The sequence below is a fragment of the Streptomyces sp. NPDC051064 genome, from assembly GCF_044455985.1.
Taxonomy (GTDB): domain Bacteria; phylum Actinomycetota; class Actinomycetes; order Streptomycetales; family Streptomycetaceae; genus Streptomyces.
Window position 1 is genome coordinate 14,140 of record NZ_JBITFK010000011.1, and the last position, 16,014, is coordinate 30,153.

Annotated in this window: 14 protein-coding genes and 2 pseudogenes; 12 read left to right on the plus strand and 4 right to left on the minus strand. The window is 69.0% G+C overall.

The features are described 5' to 3' along the window. Window positions 1-13: 13 nt before the first annotated feature. Entirely contained in the window at window positions 14-1,063 is a 1,050-nt protein-coding gene (locus tag ACIBCU_RS32455) for a lactonase family protein (RefSeq protein ID WP_362940404.1), read from the minus strand. 439 nt (window positions 1,064-1,502) lie between these two features. Between ACIBCU_RS32455 and ACIBCU_RS32460 the strand changes: the two genes are divergently transcribed. The 7 genes and pseudogenes from ACIBCU_RS32460 to ACIBCU_RS32490 all read left to right on the plus strand — a co-directional run bounded on the left by ACIBCU_RS32460 (window position 1,503) and on the right by ACIBCU_RS32490 (window position 9,392). Continuing rightward, entirely contained in the window at window positions 1,503-2,558 is a 1,056-nt protein-coding gene (locus ACIBCU_RS32460; protein WP_362940401.1) for an NAD(P)-dependent alcohol dehydrogenase, read from the plus strand. A 49-nt stretch (window positions 2,559-2,607) separates the two neighbouring features. Further along, window positions 2,608-4,434, plus strand: a complete 1,827-nt coding sequence (locus ACIBCU_RS32465; RefSeq protein WP_399236128.1) for a glycoside hydrolase family 15 protein — start codon at window positions 2,608-2,610, stop codon at window positions 4,432-4,434. Further along, window positions 4,431-5,867: a glucose-6-phosphate dehydrogenase gene (locus ACIBCU_RS32470; RefSeq protein WP_399235814.1), complete on the plus strand. Its 1,437-nt coding sequence runs from the start codon at window positions 4,431-4,433 to the stop codon at window positions 5,865-5,867. Before ACIBCU_RS32465 ends, ACIBCU_RS32470 begins: the two co-directional genes overlap by 4 nt. A gap of 25 nt (window positions 5,868-5,892) precedes the next feature. Beyond that, window positions 5,893-6,414: a gluconokinase gene (locus ACIBCU_RS32475; RefSeq protein WP_399236130.1), complete on the plus strand. Its 522-nt coding sequence runs from the start codon at window positions 5,893-5,895 to the stop codon at window positions 6,412-6,414. A gap of 83 nt (window positions 6,415-6,497) precedes the next feature. After that, window positions 6,498-7,223 (plus strand): hypothetical protein, encoded by a 726-nt coding sequence (locus tag ACIBCU_RS32480; protein ID WP_362940392.1) that lies wholly within the window; start codon window positions 6,498-6,500, stop codon window positions 7,221-7,223. An 80-nt stretch (window positions 7,224-7,303) separates the two neighbouring features. Then, a pseudogene (locus tag ACIBCU_RS32485) lies at window positions 7,304-7,618 on the plus strand (transposase family protein); the annotation flags it as partial. Window positions 7,619-7,814: 196 nt separating this feature from the next. Beyond that, on the plus strand, window positions 7,815-9,392 hold the full coding sequence (locus ACIBCU_RS32490; protein ID WP_399235816.1) for a hypothetical protein: 1,578 nt from the start codon (window positions 7,815-7,817) through the stop codon (window positions 9,390-9,392). Between the two features lie 371 nt (window positions 9,393-9,763). Here ACIBCU_RS32490 and ACIBCU_RS32495 read toward each other — a convergent pair whose 3' ends face one another. Then, window positions 9,764-10,231 (minus strand): MarR family transcriptional regulator, encoded by a 468-nt coding sequence (locus ACIBCU_RS32495; protein WP_362940386.1) that lies wholly within the window; start codon window positions 10,229-10,231, stop codon window positions 9,764-9,766. 82 nt (window positions 10,232-10,313) lie between these two features. Between ACIBCU_RS32495 and ACIBCU_RS32500 the strand changes: the two genes are divergently transcribed. Beyond that, window positions 10,314-11,240 (plus strand): zinc-binding alcohol dehydrogenase family protein, encoded by a 927-nt coding sequence (locus ACIBCU_RS32500; protein WP_362940383.1) that lies wholly within the window; start codon window positions 10,314-10,316, stop codon window positions 11,238-11,240. Window positions 11,241-11,327: 87 nt separating this feature from the next. Then, window positions 11,328-11,609 (plus strand): annotated as a pseudogene (locus ACIBCU_RS32505) (FAD-dependent oxidoreductase); the annotation flags it as partial. A gap of 68 nt (window positions 11,610-11,677) precedes the next feature. Here the strand turns inward: ACIBCU_RS32505 and ACIBCU_RS32510 are convergent. Continuing rightward, window positions 11,678-12,637: a DUF1152 domain-containing protein gene (locus ACIBCU_RS32510; protein WP_399235819.1), complete on the minus strand. Its 960-nt coding sequence runs from the start codon at window positions 12,635-12,637 to the stop codon at window positions 11,678-11,680. Between the two features lie 266 nt (window positions 12,638-12,903). Here ACIBCU_RS32510 and ACIBCU_RS32515 point away from each other — a divergent pair, with 266 nt between their 5' ends. The 3 genes from ACIBCU_RS32515 (at window position 12,904) to ACIBCU_RS32525 (ending at window position 14,936) form a co-directional block, all read left to right on the plus strand. Further along, complete coding sequence (locus ACIBCU_RS32515; protein WP_399235821.1) at window positions 12,904-13,638, plus strand: translation initiation factor IF-2; 735 nt, start codon at window positions 12,904-12,906, stop codon at window positions 13,636-13,638. A gap of 311 nt (window positions 13,639-13,949) precedes the next feature. Then, complete coding sequence (locus tag ACIBCU_RS32520; protein WP_399235824.1) at window positions 13,950-14,474, plus strand: O-acetyl-ADP-ribose deacetylase; 525 nt, start codon at window positions 13,950-13,952, stop codon at window positions 14,472-14,474. Between the two features lie 54 nt (window positions 14,475-14,528). Next, window positions 14,529-14,936, plus strand: coding sequence for a hypothetical protein (locus ACIBCU_RS32525; protein WP_362940372.1), 408 nt, complete (start codon window positions 14,529-14,531; stop codon window positions 14,934-14,936). Between the two features lie 167 nt (window positions 14,937-15,103). Here the strand turns inward: ACIBCU_RS32525 and ACIBCU_RS32530 are convergent, their stop codons facing one another. Then, window positions 15,104-15,952, minus strand: a complete 849-nt coding sequence (locus ACIBCU_RS32530) for a rhamnogalacturonan acetylesterase (protein WP_399235827.1) — start codon at window positions 15,950-15,952, stop codon at window positions 15,104-15,106. Window positions 15,953-16,014 lie beyond the last annotated feature (62 nt).

A 16,014-nucleotide genomic window follows, 5' to 3' on the forward strand; every position in this document is an offset into this window, starting at 1 on the left:
AAGCTCTCGGCCGTCAGGCGAAGACGACGTTGGAAGCCGCCGGGACCGGCAGGGAACCTGCGCGGAGAGGGATGCCTGTGGCTGAGTCGACGTCCAGCCACGTGACGTCGCCTGAATGCTCGTTGGCCACGTACAGGTGCGTGCCCGACGGGTCCAGGACCAGATCGCGCGGCCACCGGCCCCCGCACGGCACCGACGCGATCAGGTCCGCCTGTTCGCCGACCGGGTCGAGGGACAGGACGGCGATGGTGTCGGTGCCCCGCACGGCCGCCCACAAGTGGCGGCCGTCGTGTGAGACGACCGGCGCCGATGGAGAGACGGCACCGTCGATACCGTCCGGGAACAGCGACGTCGCCCCTACCGGCTCGAGCACCCCGGTAGCAGCGTCCCAGCGGCACACGGTGATGGTGGGATCGAGTTCTCCGAGAACGTACACGTGACGTCCGGCCGGGTGGAAGGCGAGGTGACGTGGACCGGTGCCGGGCCGGAGTGCTGTCTCCCTGTGCACCGTCAGCTTGCCCGATTGTGCGTTCAAGGAGCAGATCCGCACCGAGTCGGTGCCGAGGTCGACGCTGAGCACCCAGCGTCCCGATGGATCGGGAAGCACCTGGTGCGCGTGCGGGCCCAACTGGCGGGCGCGGTCCGGTCCTCTGCCTTCGTGGCCCAGGACGTCGCTGGCGGCCCGCGGGGAACCGTCGGAGACGAGCGGCAGTACGGTGATGCTGCCGGAGTCGTAGTTGGCGGTCAGCAGGTGATCGTGAACGACTGCGAGATGCGTGGGTGCCTCCCCGTGCACGGCAACGGGTGCGCAGATCGAGCGGGGCACTGGACCGGCGATGTCCCAGGCGGCGACCGCACCCTGTGCCGTCTCGGAGACCGCGTAGAGGACCGGGCCGGCTCCGGTGAGATGGACGGCGAGATACGACGGGTCGGGTACGCCATCGACGACGCCGGTTTCGGTCAGCGCTCCGGATGCTGGATCCACGGCGGTCACTATGATTCCGCGCCCGCCCGCTGAGGTGAACGACCCGATGAAGGCCCGCCCTGTGCCCTTCTCTCCCACAGCGTCCTCCGCCCTTGCTCGCGCGAAACGCGAAGCTAGCAGAGGCGTCTCTCCCGCTGCGTCAGGCAATGCCTGCGTGCGGGTGGATTCAGCAGAACGGCCGTGGGCACCGGCTGTTCCGATCCCGGCGCGCGGGGGCGGCCGTCTTGGCGGCGGTGGAGATTCTGCTTTGCCGACGGCTGGGCTGTGAGGACGCCGTTTTTCGTCACCGACCGGAGCATCACGCGAGCTGTTTGCATCGGGCCGCGACGGCGAATCGTGTGGGCGCCGGCCGGCCCGCTTCTCCAGAGCGGCTGCCGTCGGCGCGGTCGAGTCGCGGGCAGGATCTGCCCTTGCGACAGTGAGAGAACGAGCGGCGGATCCGGCCGCCGGATGCCGGGGCCGATTCATCGGCACGCCGTTGCCACGGGGGCGGTGTGCCAGGAAGAAGGAAAGACGAGTGAAGGCGTTCGTGATGAAGGAAATCGGGCGTGTGGGTTTCCTGGAGAAGCCCATTCCGCAACCGGGGCCGGGCGATGCTGTCGTTCAGACCACCCGGGCCCTGATCTGCACGTCCGACTCCCACACCGTTCAAGGCGGCATCGGTCCTCGGGAGAACCTGACGCTGGGCCACGAAGCGGTGGGCCTTGTGCATGCTGTGGGCAGCGAGGTGAAGGACTTCCGGCCCGGCGACCGTGTGCTGGTCGGCGCCATCACCCCCGACTGGGGTGACCCGGCCTCTCAGAACGGATACCCATCACAGTCCGGAGGACCGCTCGGAGGCTTTAAGTTCGCAAACTCCAAGGACGGGGTCTTCGCCGAATATTTCCATGTGAACGAGGCCGACGCCAATCTCGCGAAAATCCCCGACGCCATCAGTGACGAAGCCGCGGTCTACTGCGCTGACATGCTGTCGACCGGCTTCATGGGCGCGGAGCACGGGAACATCCCGATGGGCGGGACTGTGGCCGTCCTCGCGCAGGGTCCTGTCGGGTTGATGGCAACAGCGGGGGCCAGACTCAGCGGCGCCGGACTCGTCATCGGGATCGAGTCGGTTCCCAGCCGGCAGGTGCTCGCGCGGACCTATGGCGCGGACGAGATCGTGGATTTCACCAAGGAGGACCCGGTCCAGCGGATCCTTGAGCTGACCAACGGCCAGGGAGTGGACACCGCCATCGAGGCGCTCGGCGCCGACGTGACGTTCCAGACCGCGGTCAAGGCGACAAAGCCCGGAGGAACGATCTCCAACATCGGCTATTTCGGCGAGGGAGAATTCGTGCGCATCCCGCGCGTCGAATGGGGCGTCGGCATGGCCGACAAAACGATCGCTACCGGTCTCTGTCCTGGAGGGAGACTGCGCATGGAGCGGCTCCTGCGGGTGCTCGAGAAAAAACGCCTCGATCCGACCCATATGACGAGCCATGAGTTCACCTTCAATGAGATGGAGCGAGCCTTCGAGGTATCCGACAAGAAACTCGAGGACGTCGTGAAGGTACTGATCACCTTCCAGACCTGAGAGCGTGAGCGTCGGATGGCAGATTTGGCGCAAGGAAGGCGATGGCACAATGTATGACCCCGATCCGCCGTTCCGGCCGGTCCGCAGGCAGGAGGGCTACCTTCCGCTCGAGGACCTCGGCCTCATCGGGGACGGCGCAACGGTGGCCCTCGTCGGCCTGGACGGCTCCATTCCGTGGATGTGCCTCCCCCGCTTTGACTCGGAACCCCTGTTCTGCGCCCTGCTTGACCATCAACACGGCGGGCATTTCACCGTGGCCCCGCAGGACCTGGTGGAAGCTCGGCAGCGCTATGAACCCGACACCGGCGTGCTCATCACCGAACTGCGCACCCCCACCGGCGTGGTGCGCGTCACCGATGCGCTGGCGCTGCGCTCCGGCGCCGACCTCACCGACGACGCACCGGTAGATCGGGCAGAACTGGTACGGTCCGCGGTCGTCCTGTCCGGCAATGTCCGTCTGAGAGCAGACCTGGAACCCCGCGGCGGCGGGCAGGCACGGACGCTGTTCAGCGGACTGGAGGTGCGACCGCACCGGCAGCCCGGCGTGCGGCTCCACCTGCGGTCCAGCCGCCCCCTGAACGGCCTTCACACCATGTACGACATGCGGCAGGGCGACCGCCTGGACCTGGTGCTGTCCTGGGGACGCATCCACCGCCACCACCGGTTCGACACCGACGCCGTGCTGAAGGGAACCGTTGACGCCTGGCACCGCTGGATGCGGCACTTCGACTACGGCGGCCCCGAGGAACCCCTGGTCAGGCGCTCCGCGCTCACCCTGAAAATGTGCGACGACTGGGCCAATGGCTCACTGGTCGCCGCCCCCACCTCTTCCTTGCCCGCCCCGATCGGCGGCATCCGCAACTGGGACTACCGCTACACCTGGATCCGTGACGCGGCATACGCCGTGTTCGCACTGCGCCGCATCGGCTTCCAGAACGAGGCCGACTCCTTCCTCGGCTGGGTCCTCGACGCCTTCGAGCAGAGCCGCAAGCCGCGCATCATGTACACCCTGCAGGGCGGGACGGTGCCGGACGAGATGGAGGACGGCGGGCTGGAGGGCTACCGGCGCTCGTCCCCGGTGCGTTGGGGTAACGGCGCGGCCGATCAGCGCCAGCACGACGTATACGGCGAAATTCTGGACTGTGCCGACCAGTGGCTGCTTTCGGGTGGTGAGGTCCAGCCCGCACTGTGGGCCACCCTGGCCGGTCTCGCGGACATGGCAGGGCAGGCGTGGCGGCAGCCGGACCAGGGGATCTGGGAGGTACGCAACGAGGGGAACGCCTTCACCTACTCGGCCGGTCTGTGCCAGGTCGCCCTGGACAGGGCGGTGCGGATCGGCGAGCGGCACGGCCTGCCCGGGCCCATCGGCCAGTGGCGGACCGAGTCCGACCAGCTTCGTCGGCTGATCCTGGAACAGTCCTGGGACGAGGATGCGCAGACTCTGAGCGTGCACCTGAACGGCGGCGGGGGCGTGGACGCGAGCCTGCTTGCGTTGCCCTTGCGCGAGGTCGTCCCCGCCAGTCACCCGCGGATGGTGGCAACTACGGCGGCCATCGCCGAGCGACTGTCGGCCGGTGACGGGCTGCTCTATCGCTACCTGCACCACGAGTCCCCCGACGGTCTGACCGGCGATGAGGGCGCCTTCGTACTGTGCAGTTTCTGGCTGGTCGACAACCTGATCGGGCAGGGGCGAAGGGAGGACGCGGCGGAGCTCTACGCCTCGCTGTGCGCGCGGGCCAGCCCGCTCGGGCTGCTACCGGAACAGATCCACCCAACCACCGGAGAGTTCATGGGCAACTTCCCTCAGGCGTTCAGCCACATCGGCATCATCGCCAGTGGTGTGAACCTCGAACGGGCGAAGGCGGAGACGCAATGAAGATCAACCGACTCGTCCTCTTCGGCGCGACGGGCGACCTCAGCGCACGATTCCTCCTGCCGGCTCTGGCCGTCCTGCAGGCGGCAGGACACCTTGGCACCGGGTTCCGGCTGACCGGCGCGAGCCGGGAGGACTGGAGCACCGAGCAGTTCCGGGAGTGGATCGCCGAACAGCTCGGCCGACACGGCGGATCCTGCTCGGCCGAGGCCCAACAGGCGGTCGCGGCCTCGGCTTGCTACCAGAGGGCCGATGTCACCGACGCCGCCGAGGTCAAAGCGGCCGTCGCCGGTGACGAACCCGTCGTTGTCTACCTCGCGCTTCCCCCATCGCTCTTTCCCCGCGTGGTCGGCGCACTGCACCAGGCGGGCCTGCCATCGGGCAGCCGGATCGTGCTGGAAAAACCATTTGGCGAAGACCTGGACAGCGCACAGGAACTGAACCGGCTGCTCACCGAGCTGGTCCCGGAGCAGGCGGTCTTCCGGGTCGACCACTTCCTGGCCATGACGACCGTCCAGAACGTGCTCGGCAGCAGGCTCGCCAACCGCGTGCTCGAACCTCTGTGGAACAGCACCCACATCGCCGAGGTGGAGATCGTCTGGGACGAGACCCTCGCACTCGAAGGCAGGGCCGGCTACTACGACCACGTGGGCGCACTGAAGGACATGGTGCAGAACCACCTGCTCCAAGTGCTCTGCCTCGTCGCCATGGAACCCCCCATCACACTGGGGGAGCGGGACCTGCGCGACCGTAAGGTCGACGTTCTACGATCCGTGCGCCCGCTGACCGACCACGACGTGGTCCACCGCACGCGCCGCGCCCGCTACTCGTCCGGCCGAAGCGGCAACCACGACCTCCCGTCCTACGCCGACGAAGAGGGCGTGGACCCGAGACGCCGCACCGAGACCTTCGCCGAGGTGGAACTGGAGTTGGACAGCTGGCGCTGGTCAGGAACGACGTTCCGGCTCCGCAGCGGCAAGGCACTCGGGTCGGACCGTAAGGAGGTCGCGGTGCGTTTCCGTTCCGTTCCCCACTTGCCCTTCGGCCACAGCGGGGAGGTCCTGCCCAACGTGCTGCGTTTCGGACTCGAACCGGAGGGCCTGACCCTGGATCTGATGGGCACAGGCTCCCAAACCGGCCACCTCACCCCACTCGAGCTCGCCGCCGGGATGGAACCGCCCGACCTGCCCGCCTACGGCAGGCTGCTGCTGGACGTCCTCAACGGAGACCCGGCCTTGTCGATCCGCGGCGACGAGGCAGAGGAAGCATGGCGCGTGCTCGAACCCGTCATCTCGGCGTGGGAGAGGAATCTCGTTCCGCTGCAGGACTACCCGGCAGGCTCGGACGGACCGCCCGCTCGGCAACCGTACGGTCCTGGCCCTGTGCGGCGGGACGACCTGCTCCGTGAGGAAACGGCCCTGCAGGGCGACGCCTGATCTGCCATGGAGAGTGAGCACCCCGATGCCAGGAGGGCCTCCCCGCCTACCGTGTGTTGTCGTGATAGGGGTGTCTGGGGTGGGCAAGACCACGGTGGCCCGGGTCCTTGCCCAGCGGCTGGACATCCCTTTCGCCGAGGCGGACAATTTTCATTCGCCTGCCAACATCGCCAAGATGTCAAGCGGCATCCCGCTCGATGATGCCGACCGCGAGTCCTGGCTGGAGTCCGTCGGCCGCTGGCTGCACGAGCGCGACGTGGCAGGCACCGGAGGCGTGGTGGCCTGCTCAGCACTGCGGCGCCGCTACCGAGACGTCTTGCGCGCAAAATGCCCGACCGCCTTCTTCGTACACCTGACGGCCGGCCATGATCTGCTGGAGAGGCGCCTGAGCAAGCGCGCTGATCATTTCATGCCAACAATGCTGCTGGATTCACAGGAGGCGACGCTGGAACCGCTGGAACCGGACGAGCGCGGAGGCTCAGTGGACACGGGGCCGGCCCCCGACGCCGTCCTCGAGATGGCCTTGGAGCTGCTGCCGGACCGATGACCCGAAACAAGGCAAGGGCTGTCCCGTAACGCTTCGGGTGCCCCGGCTGTCACTCGTGACGCGACGGGGGACATGATGACCTCGTGACGCGTAGCCCGCAGGCACCTCTGACCCGGATCCCGGGCTATGACGGCGGCCCCTTCCACCACCAACACGAACTCCTGGACGACCACTTGTTTTGGGTGGGCCACCTGCACAACTACTACTCCGAGAGCGAAGAAGCCGAGGAGCTCGTAGGCGATTCGGACGAGCAGGAGGCCGGAGCCTTGCAGTCGCGCCTGCTGGGAGGCGACACCTGGCCCGTCTTCACGGTGCCGCTCGCCGGCGGCCATCGCCTGTATGTGGTGTATCGAGCCTTCGTGGAGAACGAGGGAATCGACTACCTGCTGCACCACCCGGACTGGGATGCTGCCGAGCACCTCGCGCAAGACGAAGGGCACTTCATGGGACCCGGGCTGTCCTGGGCGGAGTTGATCGCCGCGGCGGACAATCGTCTGCCCGGCGGCAGCACCACCGATCCCCACGCCCGGCTGCTGCTCCTGCTACCTGCGTTCGGTGATGACGCCGTGCCGGACAGCGCCGTCGAGCGCCTGACCGCGGCGTTGCGCGCCTGCACTCGAGTCGAGGCGCCCGAGCGGCTCGCCGCTGCGCTCCTGGAGGATCAGGGGCCATGCGGTCCCGCGCACTGGACTACGGCCGAGGGGGGCTACCCGATCAACGACGGCGACTACTCGTTCCGCAACCCCGCCAACCGCTTCGCCTGGCCAGCGGCGCGTCTGGCCCGAGTCGCCACCGCACTAACCCCCTAACGGCGCGATCGAGGAACGAAGAGTAGGTCTGCATGTAGCGACGCCCGATCACACCAGCCACGGCCTGGAAAGATCGGGCCGTGGCTGGTGTGATTACTGCGGCGGAGCCGTCCTGGACAGCCCCGTTCAGCGGGCTGAGCCCGCAGACGTTCGACACGTTGGTGCCCAGCTGCGCCGTGAGGGCGTCGATGCCCAGGGCCGCGGCCGGCCGTGGAAGCTGTCGCTGGAGGATCGGGTGCTGCTGGTCGCGGCGTACTGGCGGACGAACCTCACGATGCGGCAACTGGCGGCGTTATTCGGGGTGCCCAAGTCGGCCGCCGACCGGGCTGATCGTGGACGGCACCCTGGTCCCCACCCGCGATCACAAGGTCGCCGCGAAGGAGCGGGGTTGCAGGGGGCGGCCATCGGCGACCGGTCCTGATCGGTATGGCCGCACTGCCGCGCCCACGTGTGCGGGCGACGAGACGACCAGCTGAACGCACCACAACGCATCCCGCAGCATCTGTGAGGAATTTCCCCGCCGCACCCCTTCTGTTAGCCAGGTCCGGCTACCTTCGCCTCGCCCGGTCCGGTAGTAGGAGAGGTACATCCATGAGCACCCCGATCCACCGCACCTCGACACGGCAGTCCGCAGTCGCCCTGACGTCGGCCCTGCATCGTCGGGCAGGGAGCCGGGCCGGGAGTACGTCCGCACGCTCGACGGAGCACGCCCTCCTCGAGATGCAGTCCCGCGCCGGCAACCGGGCCGCGACCGCGGTGGTGCAGCGCGCCCGGGACGCCGAGAGAGGAAGAGCGGCGGGGAACGGCGGCGCGTCCGCTGGAGCGAAGAAGAACTATCGCGACCGGATCGCCGGGCTTCTCGACAGGTTCAAGAAGAATCTCGAACCCATCGACACCTTCATCAAGGGCTTCCAGACCCCCACCAACGCGGCCTTCACCCAGCAGGCCGCCGCCGCGGCCAAGGAGGGCCTCAAGCACTCCGCCGCCGCCTCGGGCACCTCCGCGGCGTCGGGGAACCTTCTCACGGAGGCCGCCGGCGCCGTGGTCAGTGGCATGGACGCGTACAAGAACATCAAGGACGCCAAGAAGCACGAGACAGGGGCCGGCCACCACACGGCGAAGAAGAAGGCCAAGACCAAGGGAACCGACGCGGTCGTCGGCGCCGCCAGTTCGGGAAGCTACAGCGCCGCCATCGCCAAGGAGGTGACCAAGATCCAGAAGGCGGCGGATGCCGCGGTGGCGTCCGAGGCGAGCGGGATCGCCAGCGCTTCCATCGGTGCGATCAAGGGTGTGCGGTCCGTGTTCCGCGTCGGGGGAGCGGCCCGCAAGTACAAGCAGATCAAGGAGCTTGGGGATCCCCACCTCGTCCACACGGGGTCACTGGCCCGGCTGAACGAGTCGCGGGAGCAGGCCAACTGGGCCGCGGCGGAGGCTTACGTCGCGCTGGACGCCTACTGGAAGGACGAGGGCCAAGGACGGCTGGAGCTCGTTTCCGAGGCCGTCGACGCCGCCTGGGAGGCGATGGGTGAAGCCCGTGATGCCGCCGAGCGTCTCCAGCGTGCCGAAAAAGACGTTGAAAGGCTGAGCACGTTGCAGGGGTACGCGAAGAAGAAGCAGCTCACCAAGATAGGCAAGGAGACGGTCGGCGGCGGGTTGGGCGAGTCCACCAAGGCCGCGGCCGGTGTCGTGACGGCGGTCGCGGCGGGAACGGCCGGGCTCGCGAGCAACCCGGTCGGATGGGGCCTCGCCGGGGCCGGGGCCGGCCTCGTCCTCGGCGTCACCATGTACAAGGCGCTCCGCGCCGCCACGAAGCGCTACGAGGAGGTCCGCCACCCCGAGCGTTGGGGGCCGGAGGGCGAGACTCCGGCGGAGGCCGCGTCCCGCAAGGAGTCGCTGCAGCATGCCCTGAAGTTCTGGAAGAAGGTGTCGAAGGGCGAACGCCAGGCCATGGCGCGCGAGATCTACGCCCTGGCGGCAGGGCCCGGCATCTCAGGGAGTGGCAATACGACGGCTGAGATGCGGGAGTCCGGCAGGGCCCTGCTCATCGCACTCAAATCCGGCCCGGCCAAGCACAATCTGGAGCCGGAAGCGTGGGCTGAGTCCCTCAACGACCCCGCGAAGAGCGCCGGTTGGATCCAGGAAATAGCGGAACAACTGGCCTCGGGATGACCAAGGAGGTGCCACCGCCATGCCCGCCGCCTCGCCCTTGCGGTGCGTAGGCCACTGCTCGAACCTGCCCCGTTCGTCGAGCCGGCGGTCCACGCATGAGGGCGCCGCCGTGTGATCGCGGCACTGGTCGACTGTCCACGGGTCGGCACGGATGCTGAGCGAGCGGGTGCCGTGCGGGCCTGATGCTGCCCCCATGTGCCTCTGCAGCAGATCGCCCCCGGGGTACGGACCCGGTGGGGTACGCGATCCCGCTCCGGACGACACCCCGACCAGCCGATCCGTCGCTGGGCCGCCGCAGCGGACCACGACGCAGTCCGGCCACGCGGCCTCGGCGCGCCGGGCCGGCCCGGCGCCGACCGGCGGTCCCGGGCTCAGGGCGTGCCGGGCACCGGGCGCTCGGGACGCGGCGTTGCCGGCAAGGGCGGGGAGAGGAGGGGCTCAAGCAGCTGGGCCAGCTGCTCGCGCTGCCCCGGATCGAGCCGGCCGGTGGCCGGTGCGAGGGCGTCCCGGGCTTCCTCGTACAGGCGCTGGGTGAGGTCGCGTCCCTCATCGGTGATCAGGACCACGACGGCGCGCTTGTCCTCGGGGCTCGTACCGCGTGTCAGCAGCCCACGCCGTTCGGCGCGGGCGATGAGGCCGGACAGGGTCGACTTGTCCAGGCCCAGGAAGGCCGCAAGGTCACTCATGCGGGGGCGCCGGTCGCGCAAAATGCCGAGCACGCGCAGCTGGGTGAGGGACAGGTCGTACTCGGCGCCGACGCGGGTGAGCACGCCCATGACCTGGAAGGCGCTGCGGACCAGGCCGTCGATCAGGTCGTCCGTGGAGTCATCGGGAACCATGCGCGCCACCCTACTTGACATTATTTGCATTACCAATAACTCTGGTGGTGATTGGCAATACAAACCAACCTGGGGAGTCCTCATGCATGCTGCGGTCATCACGGCGTACGACGCGCCGCCCGTCTACGGCGAGCACCCCGACCCTGTGGCCCAGGGTGAGCACGAGATCGTCGTGGACGTCCTCGCGGCGGGCCTGCACCACCTGACCCGGGCCAAGGCGGACGGCACCCACTACTCCGCCACCCGCGTCTTCCCGCTGGTGCCCGGCGTCGACGGCGTCGTGCGCGACTCCTCGGGCCGCCTGCGTTACGCAGTCCTGGACGACACGGACCTCGGCACCTTCGCCGAGCGCGCCGTGATCGACATACGCCGAAGCGTCGTCCTGCCCGACGACGTGGATCCCGTCCGGATCGCCGCCGCGATGAACCCGGGCATGTCCTCCTGGGTCGCCCTGCGCCGCCGCATCACCTTCCGTGAGGGCCAGAGGGTTCTCATCCTCGGTGCCACCGGCAGCGCCGGACGCATGGCCATCCAGATCGCCAAGCGGTTCGGTGCCGCCCAGGTGTTCGCCGCCGGCCGCGACACCACTCGCCTCAAAGAGCTGTCCGGCCTCGGCGCAGACCGGGCGCTCACCTTCGACGAAATCGCCGCCGCATCCGACGTCGATGTCGTCCTCGACTTCGTGTGGGGCGCTCCCGCCGCCGGAGCCATGCTTCCGATGCTCACGGCCCGTGCCGATCGCTCCGCCCCGCTGACCTGGGTCCAGATCGGCTCCATGGCGGGCGAGTCCGCCGCGATTCCTTCCACGGCGCTGCGTGCGGCCCGGCTGAAGATCGTGGGCAGTGGCATCGGCTCGGTCTCTCCCCGCGACTTCATCGCCGAATTGCCCGAACTGGCGAAAGCGGTGACCGAGGGCGCCATCGACGTCCGGGCCCGCGCGGTGCCGCTGGCCCGGATCGCGGAGGCATGGTCCGAAAGGACCAGCGAGCGTCTGGTCCTTGTGCCCTGAAGCCCTCGGCCGACCTCCCACCTCACGTGTCCCGGCTGCCTGTCACCCCTCCACTCTCAGGCAACCGGACGAGACAAGGAGTGAGTCATGCAGAAACGTGCGCTGGTCGTGGGCCTCGGCATCGCGGGTATGTCCGCGGCCATAGGACTGCGCCGGGCCGGGTGGACACCGGTGATCATCGAGCGGGCGCCCGAGCGCTGCACCGGCGGCTACTTCATCAACCTGTCCCCTGAGGGCATGCAAGCGACCGAAGACCTCGGCCTGGACACCCTGCACACCCGCAACCCCGAGCACGGGACCACCTGGTCGCTGAGCCGCCGGGGCCACCGCAGGCCCGCCCTGGGCTGGCTCGACCTGCCGGGCCGCCCCACCTGTCGAGTTGAGCTGTAGCGGCCGGCGGTGCGGCGCAGGTCGAGCGCACGTCCGCACGTCATGCCTCAGTGCGGGAAACGGCGGGGTGGGCGAGTCACCATGGATTCGCGGAACTCAGCTATGCGCGAGTGGACTTGGCGCATCAGGTAAGTGTCCTCGATCCGGTCCAGGTACAGACAGCGGGCAGCCAGGCCCGGGAGGTCGAAGGCGAAGTACAGGGACATCAGCGGGTTCACGAACAACTCGCTGCCCCGGGTGCGATCAGTGAACCGGACGTCTCCGAAGGAGCCGCGCACGGCTGCCGCGATCGAACCGTTCACGATGCTCGGGTGCTGCGGGGTGTGATGCTGAGCGTGCGCCACCGCGTCAAGGTAGAGAGCGCCCTCGCGGGTGGCGCGGGGTATCGAGAACGCACCGAGGTACGCGCCGTCGCGCTCCAGCGCGGCGATATTCTCCAGTACGTGTGAGTGGTTGACGCCGTGGTAAGCGTCCACACCGAACCCGACTGACACGACGAGGCGGATCGGTACGTCGACCAGCGCGGCCAGCGCCGCCACGCTGGCCAGATCCTCCTCCGGAGTGCCGAGCCCGGCTTCGTCACCGCGCATCAGGATGTCCGTACCGCCGTCGACCAACACCACGGCATCGATCCGGTGCAGCTCGACCAGTGCCTGGTAGGCGGTGCGCAGCGGACGCACCCCGGTCTGAGGGAAGGCGTACACGGTGGACGGGTAATCGTGCTGGTGCAGCCACTGGGCGAGGGTCCGCTCGGGGAAGTAGCTCTGGTGCAGAGCGGAGTCGGGAGTGACGGCGGCCAGGTCGGGGGCAGCCCAGTCATCGGTCGGGAGACCTTCGAGTGCGCTGAAGGAGAGGTTCGCGAGATGCACCTGCTTGCCTTGATGCAGGAGGGAGAGAGCCAACGGCAGGCCGGAATAGATGTCGAAGCCGCCTCCCGCACCCGCGACGAGGATCCGTTCGGCATCTGCGAGCCGGGTGAAAAGCGGGTTCGAGTGAAGGGACGTCATGCCGGTCATTGTCCAAGGCCCGGGACCTTTGGCGCCTCTGAGTTCTCATCGCGGGGACGGAGCCACGGAGTGGCCGGACCCAAGACCACCGGCCCTTGAGTCGTCCCAAGCACCTTACGCAGACCGGAGCGCACTTTCGCGGATGTTGTCCCGGGGCGTGATCTCCTCCCCGACCGCGACGACTTCGAGCGATGAGTACGATCACATACGCGGTGTGAGTACGCGAGCGGTCGCCCGCCGCACGTGGCGCCGGAAAGGGTGAACCCATGCGCCGACTGCTGCCGCTCGTACCGTTGTTGTTGTTCACCGCCGCCTGCGGGGTGGTGCAGTCCTCCGAGGGCGAGGCCACCGATGCCGCACGGGAGGTGGCCGCGAGGGCGGGCGAGCGCCTCTACGGTCAGCGCCCGCGCACGGCGGAGGAGGTCGGACGCGCTGCCTCAGGCATCGACGGGGTGGAGGTACTGCGGGTGACGGGTACCTCGACACACGACGGGGACGGCGTCGACGTGGTCGTCCGCACGTCCGGCTCGGCGTACAGCAGCTGGTTCGACGTCGAGGAGGTCACCGTGCGGCGCTGTTTCGAAGTGCGGGTGTCGCCCACGTCGGAGTGGCGTGAGGAACCCCGCGACGTGGACTGTCCGGATGGCCGTCCGCTGAACTTCGCCCCACCGCCCGAACCGCCCCGACTGCCGTACGAGGAACTCCGCGCGAAACTTCCCCGGGTGCCGGAGGGCGGCCGCGTGGACGAGGCCGAGGTACGCCGTGGGATCGCCGCCCTGGACCTGCAACCGGCGATCCGTACCGAGGTGAAGGCCGACGGCGGCCGGGTCGGCGTTCTCCTGTCGGTGAAGGGCAACGGCTTCGACCCGCAGGACTGCCTGCTCGCCCGTGTGGGGCCCGGAGCCACCGAGGTGTGGGTGCCGTCCCGGATCCAGCGGATGCCCGGAGAGGGCGGCTGCACCATCGGCAACGCCCTGAACCCGGCACCGGCACCGCACTGAACGGGGTGCCTGGTCAGGAGCGCGAACGAACAGGGCCCTGCAGCCCTGCTTCGCGATACCCGGCCCGTCGCTCGCCACCGGGGCGACCCGGACTCCCGACGTCCGGGACCGGCTCGGCGCCTCCACCGCCGAGATGGGTCTGGTGCTCTTCCGGCGGCTTCGCCGCCACCATGGCGGCGGGCCGCTTCGCCGGCGGCCCCGTGGTGGCCCGGGTCGGCCGGCCCGCGGTGGCGCGGGCGGAGCCGCGCACGGACGAGGGCTGTGACGGCCGTGGTCCCGCGTCCTCTCCTGGCAGGCGGCAGTATGGCCGCATGACGACACGACCGATGATCACCCTCGTACGCGGGGACATCACAGAGCAGCACGCAGACGTCCTGGTCAACGCCGCCAACTCCTCGCTCCTCGGCGGTGGTGGGGTGGACGGCGCGATCCACCGGCGTGGCGGGCCCGAGATCCTCGCCGCCTGCCGTGACCTGCGGGCCTCGCACTACGGCAAGGGACTGCCGACCGGGCAGGCGGTGGCGACGACGGCCGGCCGGCTGCATGCGGAGCACGTCGTCCACACGGTCGGCCCGGTCTGGTCGAGCACTGAAGACCGTTCAGCGTTGCTGGCCTCCTGCTACCGGGAGTCCCTGCGGGTTGCGTCGGAGCTGGGAGCCCGGACGGTTGCCTTTCCGGCGATCTCGACGGGCATCTACGGCTGGCCGCTCGACGACGGGGCCCGGATCGCCGTGCGTACGGTCCGCGACGCCGCGCTCCCTCCGGTCACCGAGGTCCGGTTCGTGCTGTTCGACGAGGAGGCGTACGCCCGCTTCGACCAGGTGCTGAAGGAGTAAGGCGAACTGCGTCGGCGCGGCTTCGGCCCCGGCCTCACTGGCTATCGTGACCCCGTGGAATCTGACACCGGAACGTTCCCGCCGCACCCGATCCGGGGTGTCCGAGCCGTGTACGCGCGGCAGGCAAGCTGTCCTTCCGACTTCGCGGAGGTCACCGTGGACTTCGAGCCGTGGGAGGCGGGTGTCGTCTTCGAAGTGGCCGCTGATCTGGCTGTCGACGGAGACGACGATCCGGAGTGGGAGGCCGAGTGCCGGGCCGCTGTCGAGGCGGGTATCCGCGACGAGCTCACCCAGGGAGGGGCCGGGTTGTCCTCGGCGGCAGCGGTCGTCCTGCGGCGCATGCGCTTCCACCCGGTCGATTCCCACCCGCGGGCGTTCCTGCAGGCCGGCCGCCTTGCTGTCCGCAACGCTCTGGCAGCGGCCCACCGGCCACCGCAGGCGGCAACGGAGCGCCGGGGCTGACACCATGCGAGGTCACCGCCCGCTGCCGGCCCTAGCCGCGCTTTTGATCTCAAGCGTGTTGGCGACGCCCGTCCATCCGGCCTCCCGGACCAGGCAGGAGGCGCTCGATGTCACCAAGAGCACTGATACGCACATCGGTCCGTGAAGGCGGCCAGGACGGCCTCGGGTCAGCGCGTGGCCGTGGGCACCACCTCTCCCGAGAGGGGCAGTCCCAGCCCCGCCACGGCCCTGGAGACGAGGCGGGCCATCTCGACGGCTCCTCGCTCCTGGAAGTGGGTGTCGTCCTGGACGCCGTCGGGGAAGTTCGGGTACTGCCCGGCGTTCAGCCACAGGAAGATCCCCTTGGACGCCTCCACCCCGACCCCGTCGAGGTAGGCCCGGCTGGCCGCCGAGAGATCGACCAGTGCGGCCGCCTCCTCCTGCGCCACCGCCTTCGCGGCATCCACGTACGCGGGGAACGAGACGTTGAACTTCCCGGTGGAGGCGTTGTAGGAGCGCCGTGACACCGGAGTCACCACGACCGGCGTTGCGCCCAGGGCCCGGGTCGCGCGGATGTAGTCGTTGCGCAGGTACTCCTTGTAGTCGGCGGGCGGCGTGTAGCGCTCGGCATTGCCGACGGTCGCGTCGTTGTGCCCGAACTGCACGAAGAGGTAGTCGCCGGGTTCGATCACGTCGTGGATCGCGGCCAGCCGCCCCTGCTCGATGAACGACCGCGAACTGCGGCCGCCGATGGCACGGTTGGTGACGGTGATGTCCGAGGTGAAGTACGAGGACAGCTTCTGGCCCCACCCGGCCTGCGGGTAGTAGCCCGAGCTGTACGTCTGCGCGGTGGAGTCACTCGCGATGTACACGGTGCCGTTCGCCGCCGCGTCCCTCCCGCCGGTTGCGGACGAGGTGACGGCGGCGGCGGTACCGGAAACACCCAGCGCGCCCACGACGCCGGCACCGAGCGCGCCCGCGGCGCCGAGGAGCAAGTGTCTGCGGCTGGTGCTGCTGACCGTGGCTGTACGGCTCATCTGGCCTTCTCCGTGGGTTCGTCGAGGAATCGTCGAAGTCCAGTGGCAGCAGGCGCGGAAAA

Coding starts and splice junctions, on each gene's coding strand:
- ACIBCU_RS32520 (WP_399235824.1), top strand. CDS start 13,950: ATGACGACACGACCGATGATCACCCTCGTACGCGGGGACATCACAGAG.
- ACIBCU_RS32510 (WP_399235819.1), bottom strand. CDS start 12,637: ATGACGTCCCTTCACTCGAACCCGCTTTTCACCCGGCTCGCAGATGCC.
- ACIBCU_RS32465 (WP_399236128.1), top strand. CDS start 2,608: ATGTATGACCCCGATCCGCCGTTCCGGCCGGTCCGCAGGCAGGAGGGC.
- ACIBCU_RS32475 (WP_399236130.1), top strand. CDS start 5,893: ATGCCAGGAGGGCCTCCCCGCCTACCGTGTGTTGTCGTGATAGGGGTG.
- ACIBCU_RS32470 (WP_399235814.1), top strand. CDS start 4,431: ATGAAGATCAACCGACTCGTCCTCTTCGGCGCGACGGGCGACCTCAGC.
- ACIBCU_RS32495 (WP_362940386.1), bottom strand. CDS start 10,231: ATGGTTCCCGATGACTCCACGGACGACCTGATCGACGGCCTGGTCCGC.
- ACIBCU_RS32500 (WP_362940383.1), top strand. CDS start 10,314: ATGCATGCTGCGGTCATCACGGCGTACGACGCGCCGCCCGTCTACGGC.
- ACIBCU_RS32490 (WP_399235816.1), top strand. CDS start 7,815: ATGAGCACCCCGATCCACCGCACCTCGACACGGCAGTCCGCAGTCGCC.
- ACIBCU_RS32515 (WP_399235821.1), top strand. CDS start 12,904: ATGCGCCGACTGCTGCCGCTCGTACCGTTGTTGTTGTTCACCGCCGCC.
- ACIBCU_RS32530 (WP_399235827.1), bottom strand. CDS start 15,952: ATGAGCCGTACAGCCACGGTCAGCAGCACCAGCCGCAGACACTTGCTC.